Origin of the sequence: Natronorubrum bangense, from assembly GCF_004799645.1 — an archaeon.
GTDB classification, from domain to species: Archaea; Halobacteriota; Halobacteria; order Halobacteriales; family Natrialbaceae; genus Natronorubrum; species Natronorubrum bangense.
In genome coordinates this window covers 76,040-94,944 of record NZ_CP031308.1, presented here as the reverse complement: position 1 = coordinate 94,944, position 18,905 = coordinate 76,040, and the positions used below count along the sequence as shown (strand labels likewise).

Annotated in this window: 7 protein-coding genes; 4 read left to right on the top strand and 3 right to left on the bottom strand. The window is 55.2% G+C overall.

The window, feature by feature from the left end:
- Positions 1-22: 22 nt before the first annotated feature.
- The gene (locus DV706_RS20675) at positions 23-2,713 is read right to left on the bottom strand and encodes a DUF1156 domain-containing protein (protein ID WP_049889761.1); all 2,691 of its coding nucleotides are present in this window, start codon (positions 2,711-2,713) and stop codon (positions 23-25) included.
- A gap of 119 nt (positions 2,714-2,832) precedes the next feature.
- On the opposite strand from DV706_RS20675, the gene DV706_RS20670 reads away from it, so the two are divergent.
- The 4 genes from DV706_RS20670 (at position 2,833) to DV706_RS20655 (ending at position 12,978) form a co-directional block, all read left to right on the top strand.
- Positions 2,833-4,590 carry a DEAD/DEAH box helicase gene (locus tag DV706_RS20670; protein ID WP_006065900.1) on the top strand — a complete coding sequence of 586 codons (1,758 nt, stop codon included), beginning with the start codon at positions 2,833-2,835 and terminating at the stop codon, positions 4,588-4,590.
- Complete coding sequence (locus tag DV706_RS20665) at positions 4,583-5,776, top strand: hypothetical protein (protein ID WP_006065899.1); 1,194 nt, start codon at positions 4,583-4,585, stop codon at positions 5,774-5,776. Before DV706_RS20670 ends, DV706_RS20665 begins: the two co-directional genes overlap by 8 nt.
- A gap of 201 nt (positions 5,777-5,977) precedes the next feature.
- Positions 5,978-11,950, top strand: coding sequence for a sacsin N-terminal ATP-binding-like domain-containing protein (locus DV706_RS20660; RefSeq protein ID WP_006065898.1), 5,973 nt, complete (start codon positions 5,978-5,980; stop codon positions 11,948-11,950).
- A gap of 152 nt (positions 11,951-12,102) precedes the next feature.
- Positions 12,103-12,978 carry a hypothetical protein gene (locus DV706_RS20655; RefSeq protein ID WP_006065897.1) on the top strand — a complete coding sequence of 292 codons (876 nt, stop codon included), beginning with the start codon at positions 12,103-12,105 and terminating at the stop codon, positions 12,976-12,978.
- A 324-nt stretch (positions 12,979-13,302) separates the two neighbouring features.
- Here DV706_RS20655 and DV706_RS20650 read toward each other — a convergent pair whose 3' ends face one another.
- Positions 13,303-16,164 (bottom strand): UvrD-helicase domain-containing protein, encoded by a 2,862-nt coding sequence (locus tag DV706_RS20650; protein ID WP_006065896.1) that lies wholly within the window; start codon positions 16,162-16,164, stop codon positions 13,303-13,305.
- Positions 16,161-18,749 (bottom strand): PD-(D/E)XK nuclease family protein, encoded by a 2,589-nt coding sequence (locus DV706_RS20645; RefSeq protein WP_006065895.1) that lies wholly within the window; start codon positions 18,747-18,749, stop codon positions 16,161-16,163. Before DV706_RS20645 ends, DV706_RS20650 begins: the two co-directional genes overlap by 4 nt.
- Positions 18,750-18,905 lie beyond the last annotated feature (156 nt).

Here is an 18,905-nt window from a genome sequence, read left to right as displayed (position 1 = left end):
AGGACTTTTAGAAAAAATAGTATTATGAGAAGTCCTCAAGCGAAGAATCGGCCCCAAGGATGCGCCGATAGGTGTCGTCCCCAGTCGCATCAGCAAGGCCTTCACAGAGTTCGCGAAGTTCGTCATCGACGTCCCATTTGGAGAGGTAATTCTGTGTTGACTTGCCTTGTTCGTAGTGGTAGCGTAGGAATTGGGCCTTATCAAGGGCGTTCAGGGCTTCGTCGTCGCCATTCATCCGCTCTTGGATGTAGGCCATACGCTTCTCGTCACCCCATGTTCCGAGAATAAATTTCCCGTTCTCTCTACGGTATAGATTCATATCTTTCATCTGTTCGGAGCTGGCATTCGTTCCCCGCGTCAATTTGTTCAAGTCGTTGTAGGTGGCGTCGGGAGTTTCAAGAAGATCAAGGAAAACATCGATTACACCAATATCACTTCCTTGTTGGATTATTCCGTATATCTCATCCACTACTTCTTTTGCAGACATTATTTCACCCGCTCTTCGAACCTTACCGTGATATTTTGAATACTCCCTGAAACATTCCCCCATCTCAATCACGCCAATATCTCCTCTAGAAAGTTCTCGGTCGCTATCTTCTAATCGGCGTTGTGTTCGTTGGGCAGTCCGATAGATATCGCGCCGAAGGGAGTTCCAACTAATCGAACCACGTTCCTCGATTGGTCTACCAACGACTACTATATCAAACGCAACTGAGTCTCCTGCTCCTATCTTCGTGCCGTGTTTCTGTAGATCGGCGTTGATTGGATACGTTGCTGTGATTTCAAATCCAACATCACATAGAACCTCAAGTAACTCACCCCAAGATTCAGAGTCACTATGATGATATGTGAATGCTAAGACCCCATCATCTACCAAGGCGTCACTTATTGCTCCAAATGCTTCGCGTAGATCGTCTTCAAATTCAGCCGTACCCTTTCCTTGTGCGGGATTTGCCACAATACTTTCGGCTCCCGGTGTTTGTTCAGGTTGAAACATCTCATATTCGTCTTCTAGGATTAATCGAAGCCACGCATAGTAGTAATTCGAAATTTCGGAGTAGATGACATTATCATAGTACGGTGGATCCGTGATTACTGCATCAAACTCCGAATCGTAATCCATTTTTCTTGCATCGGCCTGTTCAATTTTTGAATTTTGTCCGATAGGAGTGGCGAATGGGGGTGTCTCAACTGTGTCTCCATTCTGTAGATACCGCTCTGTTGGGTTGTTGGCGTATTCTACCGCTCTCTCAATCATATCGAACATAGCGCTGAATGAACCTGCGCCTTGCTCAGCACCCCACACGTTATTCTCAAGAGGTTCCTGAGGGACGTCAAATGAGTTCGTGCTAAACATATGTACGATCTTGTTGTATCCGTATTGATACCGTGTCAACATCGTATTGTAGCTCAGAGAGTCGCTAAAGGCGAGTAAGAGGAACTCCTTAGCATTTTGATCTTCAATATCATCAATCGCCTTCAATAACTTGGCCAACAGTAACAACTGCCGGTCATTATACAGGTCACGCCACTCGGAATAACCGTGAGCAAGTAGGTTATGACCCCCACCGATACTTCCCTCAAACGCAGTACTATCAGTCATAATCCCGACGGGGATCTCAGTGTCAGGAATATATTTTTCTAGTTCAGTCGAATTTTCAAGCTCTGCACTTGCCTTGTCGTAAAGATCTTTTTCCCTCTTCCCCGCTGGCTTGTATCCCTTCACCTTCTCTTTCGGTAAACCATTCTCCTTACAAGTGGAACAGTAGTACTCGACCGCAAAGAGCGATTTATTTGCCCCGGCTTGTTCCTTGACGGCATCAATTATCTTATACTTTTGACCACAATCTTGACACGAATAGTTCCCACGCCCGATATTCCCTTCACTCGGGTTATAGGTGTAGCCGCACTCCTCACAAGTTGTTTCAGATTGCCAATCATCCGCACGAATTATTGAATCACAACTAGGACAGAACACGTCATACTTTGTACCATCTGCGTACCGTGCTTTCCCGACACGGTAATCCTTCAACAATGGGACTGAGCTACCGCAGGCCGTGCAGTCAAGCTCCTTCACCCAAAAATTATACATTACATCTGCATCGTGAGAAGAATCGTTAGGACATTCAGTACGATAATAAGATCTAATCTCGTCTGCGACATCCTCTTTTACATCTTCATATGCCGACTGAACCTCATCAACATCTGTTTGTCCAGCGTCAAGTTCTTTTTTGGTGATAAACCACGCAACCGGATTGAGATCAGAACCAATTGACTCGGCTCCAAAACGGGTGGCTTCAACAATCGAAGTTCCGCCCCCCATAAATGGGTCAAGGATTCTCTTATCCTGCACACGAACATCTTTCGGATAAAGTTCCCACAGGCTCTCTGGATCTACCATCTCCACGTTATCAATCAACTCACGGACTTCGCTATGTCCCTCACCATAGTCGCTTAGTGAGCCGTTCTCGCCCGGTTCTCGAACCTCAACCTTCTCGGGGTCATCTAACAAAGAATAGAGAAGAATGGAGCGGAAAACACAGCCGAGTCGCCGTGCCCACCACTTATGCATCGTATATACCGGCCTATACCATTGCTTCGCCCGCGATTCTTTTTCGGCGATCTCGTTAATTCGCTCAATCGGAAAGCCCCGTTCAATCGGAAGTTCCTTCCGTTCACTTCGCTCAGCAGAGTGATTCGTTTCCTTAGACATTGTGGATATGTCTTCCCAATCCATCGAAGTCTCATAAATCCACTACACTTCGCAGATTACTCCGCAGGGTGTACTTCTTCTACACAACCTATTTGTTGACCTACCTGTTTCGTAAAACCATGGAAGAGCAGGACCTCGTCGACATCGAGGTCACGCACGATGACCCGGACGATCTTGTCGACTCCTATTCCTCGGGAATTTCCGATTTTCCCTTCCACCGGCAGACCGTGGTGGCGAATCGCCTTCTTGCGGGGCAGCCGGACACCGAATTACGATCGCTCACGCACGTCGACGAAGAGGAGGTCAAACTCCTCGAACACCAAGTCGATGCAGCCCACCGAGCTCTCTTCGAGATGGATGGGAAGGCGCTCCTCGCGGACGAAGTCGGCCTCGGGAAGACGATCGAGGTGGGCATGATTCTGAAGGAGATGCACTACCGCGAGACTGACGATTCGGTGCTGATCCTCACCCCGGCGCAGCTGGCCAAACAGTGGCAAGGGGAACTCCTCGAGAAGTTCGGTCTCGAGTTCGTCTGCAACTACGACGACGAGTTCCAGGGATTCGACGCACATAATCGGATCATCGCCAGCATCGACACCGCGAAGAGCGACCGACACCGGGCCATGGTCCTCGCCCGAGACTGGGACGTCCTCGTCATGGACGAAGCCCACTACGTAAAAAACGAGGAGACCGATCGCTACGAACTCATCGAGAAACTCACCTACGATTACGCGTTCTTCCTCACAGCGACTCCCATCCAGAACGAGCTTACCGACCTCTACAACATCGTCTCCTTGCTCCGCCCCGGCTTGTTCGGCAGTCGGGACACGTTCCATCAGTACTTCATAAACAGCAATCAGGAGACGCTGGTGAACCGAGACGAGTTACAGCGGCGGTTGGGTCAAGTGATGATTCGGAATCGCCGTGAGGACACAGACATTGACTTCACAGACCGTGTCATCGACACGCGAACCTTCGAACCGAGCGAGGCGGAGAAGGAACTCTATGATGAGGTAACGAAGTACGTGCGTGGTGCGTACAGCCAGGACAGCGGCCAGAAGTTGGTGTTGATGCTGCTCCAGAAGGAGGTTGTCAGTAGTCCAGCCGCACTCGAACAAACGATTCTCAAAATGCTCGACGAACAGAACGAGCTAACGCACCGGGACGAACTCGAAACCATCCTGGACAAGATCGACGCGATTGACACGGTCACGAAGCAGGAGCGACTGTTCGATATCGTTGAAGAAGTCCGTGAGAACGTCGATATGGGTCGCGTTATCGTGTTTACTCAGTTCCGGCCGACCCAGCGTCAGGTCCTCCAAGTGCTGGACGAGCAGGGGTACACGACTCACGCGTTCCACGGCGGGCACTCGAGCCAGGAAAAGGAAGACATTGTGGACCAGTTTCGGGAAGAGGGTGGCGTCCTCGTGTCCACTGACGCGATGAACGAGGGTCGCAACCTCCAGTTTTGCAATATCATGGTGAACTACGATCTACCGTGGAATCCGATGAAGGTCGAGCAACGGATCGGACGGATTCATCGAATCGGCCAGAAACGCGAGGTGTACGTCTTCAATATGGGGTTGAAAGATACAATCGAAGAGTACGTTTTGGATCGTCTCTACCACAAGATCGATCTCTTCCAGCAGACGGTCGGCGAGCTGAGCACGATTCTCACCCGGCTCGAGGACTCCGGGCGAAGCTTCGAAGACGAAATCTTCGAGCGGCTAACCAACGCCGACTCCGAGATTGATCTCGAGAACGACTTCGACTCGATGGCGATCGACCTTGAGGAACAACAGGACCTCTCACAGAAGGTCGAGGAATTCAACAGCGGCGTCTTCGAGAGCTTCGACCTGGGGGCAGACGATGACTGACGTGACTCACGCGGTGACACAATCCGCATTGGAGGCCTTCACTCGGGAGTATCTGAACGATCTCGGTGCGGCCGTCCGTGAGAACGGAAACCGATGGCAGGTGCGATTACCCACCCACGTAGACGTCGATTTTAGCGACGGCCGCGAGTTCGAAATTGCCCTAGACAGTGAAAAACGAGACGAGGAAGAGGACTCTGTTTGCGTGCTGACACCGGAGAGCGAATTTACACAACAGCTGCTCGATGAAGCGGCAGCGATGGCCTCTATCGGGCAACTCGCCCTGATGGACTCGATGATAGATGGCGACTATCGATATCCGCCGTGGATTGTAGAGAGCGATGTAGAAGTCGTAGACGCGGCGTTCAGTCCGTACTATGACCGAACAGCCATCTGCGTGTTCGTACGCATTGACGTCGAGACGGTCAGCGAGTACCAGACCCAATTCTTGGAAGCCGTGACGATCGACGTTGAGTCGAAGGATCAGCTCCCTGGTGTTACAGAGATACTTGTCGACGAGTTTTTCAGCCCAAAATCAGCCTGGCGTAACGATGTAACTGTAGGGAGTGACCAGAGCGACGTGACGATTGCTCCGGATATGCTGGCAAACGCAATCGCTACCGGACAGAAAGCCGCTGTAGAAGGAGTTCAGGAGGAGATCGACGAAATTCGTCAGTCGGCATCTCGTGCTGCTGATTCAGAATTTGAAGAGTACCGGCAGCTTCAGGAACAGCGAATTAACGACCATCGCAGCGAGATAGATGCTCTCTCGAACCGTCTTCAGAACTTATCCACGGCCGTCGACGACGCAGACTCTCAGCAACAACGTGTAGAGGCACTTGAGAAGCGGCGTGAACTCAAAACCGAGAAAGAAGACCTCGAAACTGAGCTGGAGGAACTCCTACAAAAAAAGGAACAAGGATATGCTCAGAAGCAGCGGGAGATTTATCGCCGACACGCGATAGACGTGAATACCAAACCTTCTGCCTTTACGCTTGTGACATACGAACGTGGGGAAATCGAATTCACAGTAGGAGATAGTGCTCGAACTGACACTGTTCGTGCACCGTACGCGATCGGTGCTGGTGTAACCGACGAAGTTCACTGTAAGAGTTGTAACACGCAGCTCTCAGAGGAAAATTCGATCAGCATGGTTGCGGGAAGACTTGGCTGTCAGAGTTGTTGGTGACTCCGATGAGAACACATCTTCAGGTGGAGATTGAACAGAGATTCTCCAGGAACTCGCCGAAACATGGGAGTTGGATCTGACGGAGTTCACAGCTGTTGAACCCGGGTAACCAGCCATCGGTAGAGGATCAAAACCCTCACTTCACGATTATCGGTAACGTCTCCATGGCATTTATTAACGATTTACGCATCTGTCGATAGCATGGCAAGTCAATCAGCGGTCGTGGACCACCTTTCGGAAGCGGAACTCTTCGAGCGGTGGAGCGATCGTTGGGACCATTTCCTCGATGACTTTTCTGCGGCGTCGTCTTCAGGCACAGTTTCTGAACGCCTCCGAGATAAAGTGAAAAGTGGGAACGCAGAGCGAGCAATCGCAGGTGGTCACGAAGGGCGAGAAATCCTTGAACTCCTCCAGAACGCTCGTGACGCAATTCCTGGGGAAACCGATGGTGGCCGCGTCTACGTTGGAGTGTACGACGAAGGCGTTCTCGTCGCGAACACTGGCCACCCCTTCGATATGTTCGACCCAGATGTCGAGGATGCCGTCACGATGATTGGCGAATCCTCGAAGGGGAACAGCGACCAAGAAATCGGACACAAGGGGGTTGGCCTGAAGTCAATACTCGCTACTGGGGATGCATTCGAGATCTGGACGCGCCACGAGAGTGCTACAAACGAAACGCTTCGCGTCAGGCTCAGTCGGTCGTACGTCACTGCTGCGTTGCTCTCGTCGTTAGGATACGATACATCTGGGTTCGATCTTCGTGGCGCTGTCTCGAACGAAGCGATCCAGTCACTCACCACAGCTCCGAATGCCAATCAGCGAACCGAGAATCTGACCAAAGACGCTCGGGAGGACATCGGCAAGCTCCCGCTATTTGATTTTCCGGTTCCCCTAACAACAGCTTCTGGGGCAGACGATCCCGTTGCCGACCGGGCATCGGCGCTCCTCACTGGCGATGTCGACGAATGGTACGGTGACCCCTTCCGCACGGCTGTTTTCGTTGAGTACGAGGACACGGAGTGGCGAGACCTCCTCGAGGAGTTCGATATTCCACTGCCTGAATCGTCCGACAGAGGTAGTGCTGGTCGGGCTGAACGGCTCTGGTCGTATCTCTCGAAGGAGGCTGACGGTGAAGGCGCGACGAGTGAAACGCTGACACCCGAGACGCTCATCCAGTTTGGCGGGATCGAGTCATTGCTGATCGAACGCGTCGACGGCACGGAGCAACCAAGCCGGGAGCGGTGGGATGTCGACCGTACCCCTGGGCCACTCGATAGCGAGACAGTGCGTCATGAGACAGTTACGGTGGCTGTCGAGGGAACGGACGCATCGTTCGCGGACGAGCAGTTTGACCAGTTCGGGTTTGCTGACGCCGACGCACCCACGCAGTTGCTCGTTCCGCAGACGAGAACCGAACGAGAGCGGCCACAGGAATATCCACTGTACCTCTACTATCCGATCGAGAATACACGGGACGTTTCACTCCCGTTCTGTCTCCATGGGCACTTCACGGTCGAGACAAATCGGAAGGATCTCAGTCTCAACAGCCTCGATGAGAATCAGGCAGTCCTCGAACGAGGAGTGGAGCTCGTAGCTCGAGTTGCCGAGGCAGCTGGCGGGAGCAACTTTGGCGACCGCTATCCGTGGATCCTCCTCCCGCCACCACCGAAGAGCTACCCGGACGACCCGAGTTCACAGGCGAGTTTACTCACATGGTTCCGTGCCGCAGTCTATGAGGAGCTCCGTGAGCGGCCGTGCGTTCCCACAGTTAGCGATGAGGACGGGATATCGACACATGTTGTACCCGGTGAGTCGCTTCTGCACTGGGACGGAACCGTGCGCGATGGCTTCCTCGCACTGTTCGAGGTGACCGACTCGCTTGGTGAATCAGTTTCCGACGCTGTCATTGACCGTCACTTCCCGACGAAGAAAACACTCGAAGGTTGTCGTTCCGTCCCGGCTACATGGGAGGAGAGAATCGAGGCGCTCCTCTGGGTTGACGATGCAGAACAGTTCTCAACCGAGATTGCCCGTTCATGGGGGACTATCCTTGGCAGCCATCTCGACCGGCAAATGGTCGGTCAGGATACGTCACATCTCGTCTGTGACTCTAGTACTGCTCGGGCACTATTTGTCGGTACTATCGAGACGATACTCCGCTCTGGCTCGAACGACGATGAGCTGTCAGCAACGCTCGACATGCTCTCCTCGCACCTGGAGGGAGTATACCTCCTCCCCTGCCGTCGCACGAGCGAAAACGGGGTAGTCGGTGACGACGCCGAAGAAACACGCTCTGAGAGTGATGCGGCGGATAGTACCCTCCTCGTTCCCATCGAGGCACGATCGGGGCCAAATCCGAACGAGCGTGGGACGAGCCGCACACGGTCAGTCATCTGGGACGTTAACTCACCGGAACGAGATACCCAACCACCTGAAGTACCGCGTGAGAAGTCGAGTTTCCGTGTCTACTTCTTGGATCGAGAGGTCGAACAGAACGAACGGGCCCGTCGCGTTCTGGACCTCGCTGGTCGACCGTGGGGAGTCCGTGTCTACGATGGCACGCCGAGCTACTTCCGCGAACTCTTAGATACATTCGCGATGGACGACTCGGCGCGTGTGAAGGCGCTGGACTTCTACTTTCTCGCGAAACAGATCAACAAACTCGGGAGCGAGTCGACGGACCTTCAGACAGACGAAGGTTCGTTTGTTCCGACTGAATACGTGAAATCTGCGGTTGCACGATCAGATGGTGACCAGCGTCAAAACCTCCGCCGACGCCTGAATCTCCGGAATAATCGCCTCACCCTCCCGCGAGAGGGAGGCACCCATACCATCCGGAAAACGATACTCGACGATGATTGGCAGCGTATCCGGGCACTAGCCCACGGAGAGGATGCGACTGAAGACTGGGACACGTTCGATGGGGATGCAAGTACGACATGGCCAGCACCGACTGAAGAGGCGTGGGTTCCTATTGCCGGTGCGCTTGAGACTGACGACGCTCACGAGCGAATCGCGAAAACACTCTCATTGTTCGGTGTCTCGGTACTTCCCGATATCCGGACGGTGTGGATGTATGGATCCGGGCATCCACGAACACGAGGCGACGCATCTTGGGATCCCGTCAAGTGGTCTGCAGACGACTTTCTGGCGGGTGACAGCGTCCCGGAGAGTGCTGGCGCACTCCAGCGTTCTCTAGCAGACGCAGGAAATGTCTATCAACAGTGGATCACGGCGCCGGGAAGACATCCGCAGACGACTGCCGAGCACTCGAACAAATGTAACGTCAAGACAGATGGCGTCCTCAGAGACGTCTTCCTCGCAACGTGGATCTGGTTCGACGACCTAGACGCAGTTCAACAGCTCGGCGAAGAGAATCTCCTCGAACTCCTTCACCGGTACGAAGGCCAGTTCACCAAGTCGATACTTGAGACGGGATGGACCTGCTCGCATGGTCATCAGCGTGACGGCTACGGATGGTCGAAATCAGTTCCGACACTCCTGAACTGGCAGCTTCGCCAGATGGCAGTCTGGGACACGACTGTAACAGTGAATCCAGAACTCCAAGACCGCTGGGGAGATGACGCTACCCGATTTGCCTACACAGTCGTAAAGACAGGGTCGCGTGGTGCCCGGGCCTCACGACTCTTCCCGCACATCGATCCTGATGATCTTGATCTCTCTGAAGAACTCCTCCGAAAGCTGGGAGTGAAACCAGTCGGTTCGTTCGATGCAACTGAAGCTGCGTGGCACCTGCACCGGCTCCTCGAAGTCCTCGCCGTCGACGGCCCACGCGAGGAACCGGTCGCTCTCGATATCCCTGACGACCGGGATAATGATTGGAACGCGGCCTATACGGCGCTCCTGGAACCGATTCTACGTCAGCTGCCTGCAGAGGACCCAGCAGCGGAGGACGTCGACATGCCGTTTCTGTCTCACCTCCCGATTAAGCGTAGCGGTGAGTGGCAAGTCGCGTCGCTAGAGTGGCTGGCAGAGAACGCCGACAAGGGTCGCTACTACGAGGATCAGTCACCGAAGCCGTGGGAACGCCGTGCCGTCGAACAAGGCGGTCACTGGCTCCTCCCCCGAACTGCGTCAGGGCCGTTTACCCGGCTCACCAACGCTCTCGGGATTGCTCGGGTCGACGCGTCGAAGCCAATCTTCGAAGCGGACGAGCTGACATTCACGGACGAGTCAGTCGCCGAATTCCGTTCGGCGCTCCGTGATCGGACGGTGCTCCTCGTTGCATCACTCGAACAGCGGAGTGAGGACCGTATCCGCGAGTTTGCAGATGATTTAGACGCCGCAATCGCAGAACTTCGAGTGGCTGAACAGTTCCCCGAGGTGATCGAGGACGATCTTGACGCCCCGAAATCGGGCCTCTACGCACCTCGAGACGGTGAAGAAGCCTTCGTATTCAATTCAGCAGCCTTCGACGACGGGCTCACCCTCGACGGGCTCGCAAACGCTGTCTCGCTCCTTGCCGAACAACCGACGACGATCGCGACGTTCCGAGAGGCACTTGACGATGATCTCTCTCCGGCAGAGCTCACGAAGCGTTGGCAGCGGCGAACCTTCCCCGTCGACGACGTCGCACGGATACTGGGTACGAGACGGCGTCGAGACCTCCGGCAACGGCTTGACGCTATTGTCACCCTGGTTGAGCGCTTTGACGGCGCAGTCGGTCCAACCGTCGACGAAGTCGTTGAAGCAATCGAGCGCGAGGAGGACATCGCTGTCCAAGACTTCAAGCGGGCCTTGTGCGGCGATGAAGCCACTACTCTAGATGGGACATCGCCCCAGGGAACGTTCGTTCGCGACGTTCGGGAGACTCTTCCTCACGAGCTTAGATTCGTTCTCGATCGGCTCTTTGGCGAGGATCGGCGACCGTGGCGGGAGATAATCTTGGAGTCCGAAATTGGCCGCAAATCGGACGTGATTGACTGGCTGGCGAAGAACGCGAGAGCGCTCGACGCAACAGCGTGTTTCCCACAGTCAGTTCCGTCCGCCTACGTCCGTGTGCTCGCTGTGATGAACGTCTGGGATCGGACGGAGACGACGGATCTCAACGACGTCGATGTGTGGCGGTCGCGGCTTCGCGCCTTATCGACGGAGTCAAACGTTCAGTGGGTGGACCGGCTCCCTGACCGATTACAGAATGAGGACGCAGACGGCGAGCTGTTATTCTACTATTCACCCGAAGATCGGTTCCGGTCGCAGGTCGTCACCCCCTTCCTCGAGGGACTTTCCGGAGCTATCGCGAACGAAACAGCGAATCTGGAGACAATGCTGCGACGGTATATCCTTGAGGGAGAGTTACCGGAAGATGAAGCGACGGTCTCCGCTGCTGACCACCAGGACGGCGCACTTGCTGACCTCCAGTCTGCGGCCATGAATGGACAGCAATTCTCAACCGAGAGCCTTCTCGATGCAGGGTTCGAGGTGCAAAGCGCCTCGACGCGGACGACCGGGAGTGGCGGCGGTGGCGGTAGTACGCAGTATCGTGGTCGCGGTCAGCAAGGCGAGGCTGCGACGCTCGTCGCGATACTGGATGATGCTGCAGCCTGGCTTGACGACCAACCCATCGGAATGATTCGGACGATTCGCTCGACGTTCCGTGCGCTGCATGACGATCAGCAGAACGGGAATCATATCTGGCACCTCGACCGAGTCTGGGAACAGGAACTACTGCCGCTATTGTCGGGCGGTGGGTTAACGCGGGAATCTATCGTCGACTGGCGTGATCACCTTGAAGATGGGCGGCTTCGGGACCACCCATTGGTCAAGCTCTGTAACGTCACGCTTGAACAGGGCCCCGGATTCGACGTGATCGACCCGTTCGGTCCATTGTCAGGTCCACGTCGAGAATTCGGTATCGACCAGTTCGCTCCCGTGGAGGTGAAAGCAGTCGGCGGCCGAACCCCACCGTTCCACTTCCGACTAACGACCAACGAATACCGTCGCTGCAAGGCATTCCTCCGAGAAGATCGCTCGTATGTGATTCGGCTCGTTCACGTTCCTGAGCCAGGGACACCCAACTGGGCGTCAGAGACACGGTTCGTCTCTGAGATAGTACTCGAAGATGTGTCGGACGCTGAATCCCTGGTTCGTGGAGATCCCTTCGAGGAAGTCGTCAAAGGCGGCTACATGAATATGAGCATAGATCAGTAACTCTCCCCATTATTGTCTGGTTGCGAATAGATTGAGGAGAATGTGCCTCCGAAATCACGCAGAACACAATCGCCAGCACAACGCTTTATAAATAAACCCCCTGTTCAACAAACTGGGTTAATAAGTACTGACGAAAGAGTATAGCATACCAGATGGGCCACGTCTACTACCACCATCCCGGTGACAAGCAATTCTCTCTTGACTTCGTCCATCCGGATCCTGTTGAAATCGTCTCGCAGATCGTCGGTTACGATGACGACGTCGCAGTGAAGGTCCAAGCATACGATATCGACGAAGAATTCTACGTCATCTATACGTCCCGCGTCGGCGGTGGGCCCGTTCGTGAAATCGATTTCAACCTGAATGAGTCACTCGCGAAGATGAGCGAGGACAACAGCACCATCGTCGTTCGGCTGCTCGAGATCTACCGCGCCCTCATCGCTCAGAACGAGGAGGAAGAAGGTGTTCCTGTCGAGGCGTACAAGAAGATCGACGTCAACGCGCTGCCGGACGTACTCGATCGGACGTCGTGGGAGGGATCAGCAACAGCCGTTGCAGGGCGGCTTGCCTCGATCCTGATTCTGAAACACGCACTTCCGAACGCCAACCACCGGACGGCTGTCGCACTGGTCCAGTTCTACCTCCGGCGTCTGAATCCGAACTTCTCCATGCCGCAAACGTCTATAGAAGTCGATCCAGAGACGTACGACTGGCGGGAGTGGGTTAATGAGTACATTAACGAGTCGAAGCGGCTGTTGACCATTCGACGGAAGAACGTCCTCTTCAAGCACCTGTACCGCTTCGGCGCGAGAACACTTGAGCGGAAACACGCTGTCGAAATCGACTTGACCGCATACGAGCTAGATATGTACCCGAGTGAGGCGAAAATCGTCTATGCGGAGCAGCATGAAGACCTCTGGATCGAGTTCGTCGAAGAGGCCGTCGAACGCGCAGGGTATCCAGACTTGAAGGAAACGCCAGGGCTATCGAAAACAGAGTTCGCTGAAAAGATTCGGAACCTCGACTAAGGAGTGTCGTTAGTCTTGGAGTGTGGCGACTGTTCGGCCCGTTTCTTCGGCCTCTTCGCTGCGCGACATATTGTACGTCGCGAGCGCTTCGTCAACCGCCTCATCAAGACTCATTGGTCAATCTAATCTTAGGTCTTCTAGCGTATAAACGCTCGCATGGCTCCAAACGAGTATCAAACAGCCTCAGTTCACCTCGATCAGTGCTGAGTGCGCAGATGGTCTTCCCTGCTCTGAAGAATCTGTTGCCGTCGAACAATTGGCCCCGAGCAAAGTCCGATCATATTCGAAGACATTGTGTAGGGAATATCTGGATTTGCGGTAAGACTACTCGACAACGCTGACTTCCGGACGCTGTTCTTGACCAATCAGTGCGATTAGGTCCGCTTTCGAGAGTGGATCAATATCAACACGGACCCCTTGTGCAGTATAGAAGATCCCTGCGGTCACCTCTCGACCAGAGAACCATTCATTCAGCACGTGATAGTACACGCTGAGTTGCTTCCGATACTCATCCTCGGCGTGCCGCCCAAGGTCAGTTTTGAAGTCGATGATCTCGACGGTATCGGGACGAATGTGAACGAGGTCGACGATTCCTGAGATGGTGACCTGTTCGTCATCGACAGTGAGCGGGAGATAGGCGTCCTCCTCAACTCGCAGCTCACCATCAAGCGAGTCGATGAACGACTTAATGTGACGCTCGTCATCGTTCGAGGGTTCGGCTTCTCCTTCCAGCACGTACCGCTCAGCGAACTCGTGGGTCTGCGTTCCGAACGCTGTCCCTCTCCCATCATCGACATCCTCGAACACATCGTCACGCATCAGCGTATGCGGCGAGTGACCGACTGGACCATCCGGCGTCGGCACAGCAATCTGCAAGTGCGCCTGCGTCGTCTCGTCGATATCGTCTTCCTGAACGTTGGGTTCTAGTTCCTCGAGGTCGACCGGGAGCTCTTCAATGAATGAGTTCGGGCTCTCGCCTGCAGCGAACACGAGGTGGCTCTCAGCCCGCGTCATCGTGACGTAGAGCAAGCGTCGCTCTTCGTCGTATCCACGCGGCAAGCACTTTCGAAGGACGTCGGCCCGCCAGTTGTCGTGAATGTGAGGATACCCATGATCGTCGGCGTAGAGTTTCCGCTGGCGGATCCCGATCGGATCGTCGAACGTGATCGCGTTACTGTTCCCGCCTGACGGTGGGAAGCAATGGGAGTTCATGTTCGCGAGCACGACAATGGGATGTTCGAGTCCCTTGGCCGCGTGGATGGTCTGGACCGTCACCGAATTCATACCGGCGCTCGCGTGGACCTCGTGAGTGCTACCGTCCTCGATGCCGCGTTCGATGAATCGGATGAGGTCACCCCGTGTCAATGTCGTCGCGCTGTGGACGGACTGAATCGTCGTCAGCAGTACGTCGGCATAGGCCCCGTCGTAGTCGTACTGGGAGAACACGCGCTGGGCAACCCCACCGACCGTCTCCAGTGACGCAAGCTCCGACTTGAACGCCTGCATATTGGTGGGATACTCCTCACTATCGAGGACGTGTTTGATCTCGTCGAGCGTGTAGCCAGCTTCCTCAAGCACGACTGCCCATCCTCGCTCCGCGTCGGATTCGAGAATTCGCAGCCACGCCAGGAGAAGCTTCGCCGGGTCAGACCGGAACAACTCGATGCCTCCTTCGTACGCCATCGGCAACCCATACGCCTCGGCGACAGAGAGGAGTTCTCGGCCGAAGTCACGAGTCCGAGTGAGGACGGCGATGTCACCGTACTCTGGTAGACGAAGTTCCCCGTCCTCCTCGACCTGATACGCGTCGTTCCCGACAATCTCCTGAATCTTGGTCAGAACGGCTTCGTGTTCGTCTTCGTGTTGAATCGCCTCTATCTGAGAGTTCTCGTGCGATGCGTTCGAGGAGAGCGACACAATTCTATCTTGCACGGCCGTCTCGTCGACGTCGTCCGTGCTCGCCGCGGGCGTCACCAGACTGTGCTCGGAGAAGTCGAGAATGTCCTGCGTCGACCGGTAGTTCTCGACTAGCTCAATATCGATGATCGGGCGGGTCGCCCATGACACTCGTTCGTGGTCCTCGTTGAGCTCGTCGACGAACCGATCCAGGCGGGACTCGAACTCGGTGATGTTCTCGACGGCGGCGTACTGGAACGAGTAGATGCTCTGTTTCCAGTCGCCGACGACACAGACGTTGTTCGTGTCCGCGAGCAGGAGTGCGAGTTTGAACTGGATCTCACTAGAATCCTGGAACTCGTCGATCATCACGTACTCGAACGCGGCGTCGTCGCGGAGTCGATGGTCGTCACAGAGCAGGACGAACGCAAATAGTTGAAGAAAGCTGAAGTTGAGGTAGTTCCGGCTGAGTGCGAACTCAAGGTACTCGTGGTAGACGTCGTGAACGAAGTTCTTGAGGTCCTCTCGCTGTTCGTCAAACACCAGCCGTGCGACTGCCGCAGGAACCTGCTTCTCACCCCACCCTCCGCGAATCGTCTCTTTGTCAGGTGCGTCTGGGAGGTAGCACTTGTCGTTCCCGTAGCCTCCAAGTTTCGAGCGAAGCTTGGACTGCTTGTTCCCGTCGTTTCGGGGCTGATTCAGTTCGTCGAAGATCTCTCGGAACGCCTTGAAGTCGCCGTCCAAATACCGCTCGCCGTTGCGATACCAGCCATCAGCCGTCGGGAAGACACCTTTCGCCGCAAGCTGATTGAGTAACCCGAGGAGTTCGACTGGTTCCTCGAGAGCGCGGAAGAAGTCGTCGTACTCGGAATGGTCGTCGCTGAACCGACGGATGAACTCGCGGAACTTCGCCTTCTCGACGTTCTCGTCTTCGAGGATGCGTGTGGACCCCGTGATGCGGTCGTCGATGCCGAGGAGCGTCGGTGCCTCGAAACCGTGTTCCATGAGGATGTCGTGACAGAGGCTGTGGAACGTCTGGATCGGTGCGTCCGAGAGTTCACGCATACCATAGTCACAGTGGGCGACGATTCGGTCCTTCATCTCCGTCGCCGCGTTGTTGGTGAACGTCACGAGGAGGACGTCCTCAGGTTCGACATGGTCTTGGTCGACGATTTCGGCGTAGCGACGGGTGACGGTGAACGTCTTTCCAGTCCCTGCGCCGGCGTCGACGACGTGGATTCCCTGTTTGCTGTCGATCAGGTCTTGCTGTTGGTCGTTCGGCGCGGTCATCGCGAACCACCCTCCAGGATGCAGTCTCGGTTGTCCACGTACCGATAGTTTGGATCGCCGCCGAGTCCCTGAACCGGGAGGCGCTCATCACCGGCACGACGGTCGTTCAACTCCGAAAGGCGATCTTGGACAAACTGCTCGAATGCATCCACATCGCCGGTGAAATAGTTCTGGTTGCGAATACGGAGCAAGTGTCGCAGTGCCTGCTTACAGCCCTTTTTCACGTACTTGTAGTCTCCGACATCAGCAACCAATCGCTCGGTGAGTGCGTCGCCGAATTCCGAGTCGATGAGTTCGTCGCTGTCGCTGGTGTCCGGGAACTCGTACGTATCCAACACAGCCCGGTAGATCTCGTACGTCGACTTCGAGAAGGTCTTATTACAGTCGTTCGCGGCGTCTTCCTGCAGTTCGGTGAAGACATCTGGGCTCGCGATGTATTCCTCGAAGGTGACTGGATAGTAGGTCACCGTAGTGAGGCAGTCTTCGAGAGAATCATTCCCAGTCACCACATCATCAAGCGTTTCGAGGAAGTGGAAGAACGTGAATCGCAGTTCCTCATCCGGGTGCTCAGTTCGCTGGTGAGCGAGATACAGCAACGCCTGGAAGTTCGGTTTGTCGCTCGGTGGATCAAGCGCTGAATGCTTTACAATCGAGTATGCTGACTTCTTTGAGCCACTCTTGTAGTCGAGGAGTCGGGTCGGGCTGTGAACGAGGTCGATCTTGCCCTTCAACCCGAGATCAGTGTTCTCGAACCAGCGTTCGGTGTGCGACGCATCGATGGGGCGGTCGTAATACTCGGCGAAGAAGTTCTCTCCCCGACCACCGTCAGGCGTCACCAGAGCGTCACCGTGAGGGGAGTCTGCATTCAAGAATTCAACGATGGTCTGGAGGCCGACACGGTACTTGGTGAGCCGAACCTCCCGGTCGACGCCCCGGAGGAACGGGTCGACTTCGTCGAGAATGGCTGCGGCTACATCGTCGAGTGTATCAGACGTGATGGCGTCCGGATGCGAGACATAGAACTCCGCGAAGTCGTGGAACAGGTTCCCTTCCCTAAAGTGATCCTTGTCCGGGTTGTCCACGAGTCGACTGAAGAAGTAATCGCGGGGGGAGTTTACGTAGGTGTTCAGGCTCGACTGGCTGAGTGCGGTGACCTCCTCGGGGGAGACATCGAGTGGTTCTTTTTCGAATCCGTCCTGTGTCGTTCGAGACGCCCGCGAGTGCCGCAGTGAGTCCAAGTCACTGAATCGGTCGAACTCCTCGTCTAACAGTTCCTCAAAGTATAGGCACGGGGTAACGGGCGTTCCACCGTCGGTGTCCTGCACGAGGTAGTACTGGTCGACACCGTTCTGCAGGAGGAGTTGGAACTGTCGGATGTTCCGCTCGAACTCCTGATCTCGGTCGACCCACGGGCGACGAGGCGACGAATGTGTCCAACCTTCGTCGAGAGCGAGATAGAACACGACGGCGCGGTCGACGTGAGCAGCCGACTTTGCATCTGCCAATAGGACACCTTCGTTCTCCCGATCTACAGGCACTTCGTACGACTGTAGATAGAACTCGAGACGGTCAACTGCCGGTTCGGTGACGGCGTCGTCAAGGAGGCCGAGCGTCGCGAGTTCCTCTCTGAAGGCGTCGATAGAGGCGTCCGTGACTGCTTCGTATTCGCCGATGGCCTCCTCGAATGTGCGGGAACGGATCTTATCACGGAACTCAAGGATCCAGTCTACTTCCGGACGATCAAGGTCGTAGAGACGCTTCTCGTCGTGCTCGACGTCGACAGGCATCCCGAGCTGGGTCAGGAGTGGTCGAACGTCGCCTACTCGCGTATCCCGGCCAGCGTGGGCACTTCGAAGGAGCTGTAGGAATGCGCGGTGACGGGCATCGTCATTGAACCCCGGACCACCGTAGTATGGAATCTCTGCAGCTTCCAACGCCGACTCAATCAGCGAGGAATACTGACTGGCTGCATCGAGGACGACAGCCACGTCGTCGGCGTTCTCCGGTGTGACCGTATCGAGGACCGCGTCGACGATTGCGGCCGGTGAGTCGAGAATTCGGAAGGGTGGATGATCGAATGACTCCTCGGTGAATGGGTCAACCGTCTCGTAGTCTGGGGGAAGAATCGAACGTTCGAGTTCGGTAAATTGCTTGAAGCCAACGACAGCGACCGACGTGTCGGCTTCGATACTGTACTCAGTGAGACGGTTAGACGTCGTGTCCATCTCTGCTATGCAGTCGACAGCGGTGTGCGTTGCCGTCGTCGCGAACTGCTCGTAATCCAGAATCGCGTCAGCCGTCCCCTGGTACTCCCAGCACTGGAGGATGTTCCCGACCGCATAGGACGCCTCCTTCCAGTTGAGATCAGTCGTTTGAATGATTTCGAGAAATGCGAGTCGATCCTCGGCCTGTTCTCGGCGCCGGGCAGCCAGGCGCCGTGGTGTGATCGCGAACGGCCCGAAGTGGGGTTGGTCAAGACGCCGGTTCAGGGCGCTCGCCATCGGCGCATCCGGCACGAGCACAAGGTCGGAATCCTTGCATTCCTCGTATAGAGAGTCGATAGACTTCGCTCGTGTAATTGGCACGGACTATCAGACTCAGGTGAGTTCCAAAAATGTGTCGTCGGAACAGCCGACTCAAACTAGAATCAGCACAGAAACACCATAGCCTCTGAGAAATGCACAAAATCGGCCCTGGTGAGGTAGTGGGAGTACAAAACACGTGCGCAGGCTCAGTGTCCA

Bases quoted from the DNA above. Each gene is read 5' to 3' on its own strand.
- DV706_RS20655 (WP_006065897.1), top strand. From the start codon at position 12,103: ATGGGCCACGTCTACTACCACCATCCCGGTGACAAGCAATTCTCTCTT.
- DV706_RS20675 (WP_049889761.1), bottom strand. From the start codon at position 2,713: ATGTCTAAGGAAACGAATCACTCTGCTGAGCGAAGTGAACGGAAGGAA.
- DV706_RS20660 (WP_006065898.1), top strand. From the start codon at position 5,978: ATGGCAAGTCAATCAGCGGTCGTGGACCACCTTTCGGAAGCGGAACTC.
- DV706_RS20670 (WP_006065900.1), top strand. From the start codon at position 2,833: ATGGAAGAGCAGGACCTCGTCGACATCGAGGTCACGCACGATGACCCG.
- DV706_RS20665 (WP_006065899.1), top strand. From the start codon at position 4,583: ATGACTGACGTGACTCACGCGGTGACACAATCCGCATTGGAGGCCTTC.
- DV706_RS20650 (WP_006065896.1), bottom strand. From the start codon at position 16,164: ATGACCGCGCCGAACGACCAACAGCAAGACCTGATCGACAGCAAACAG.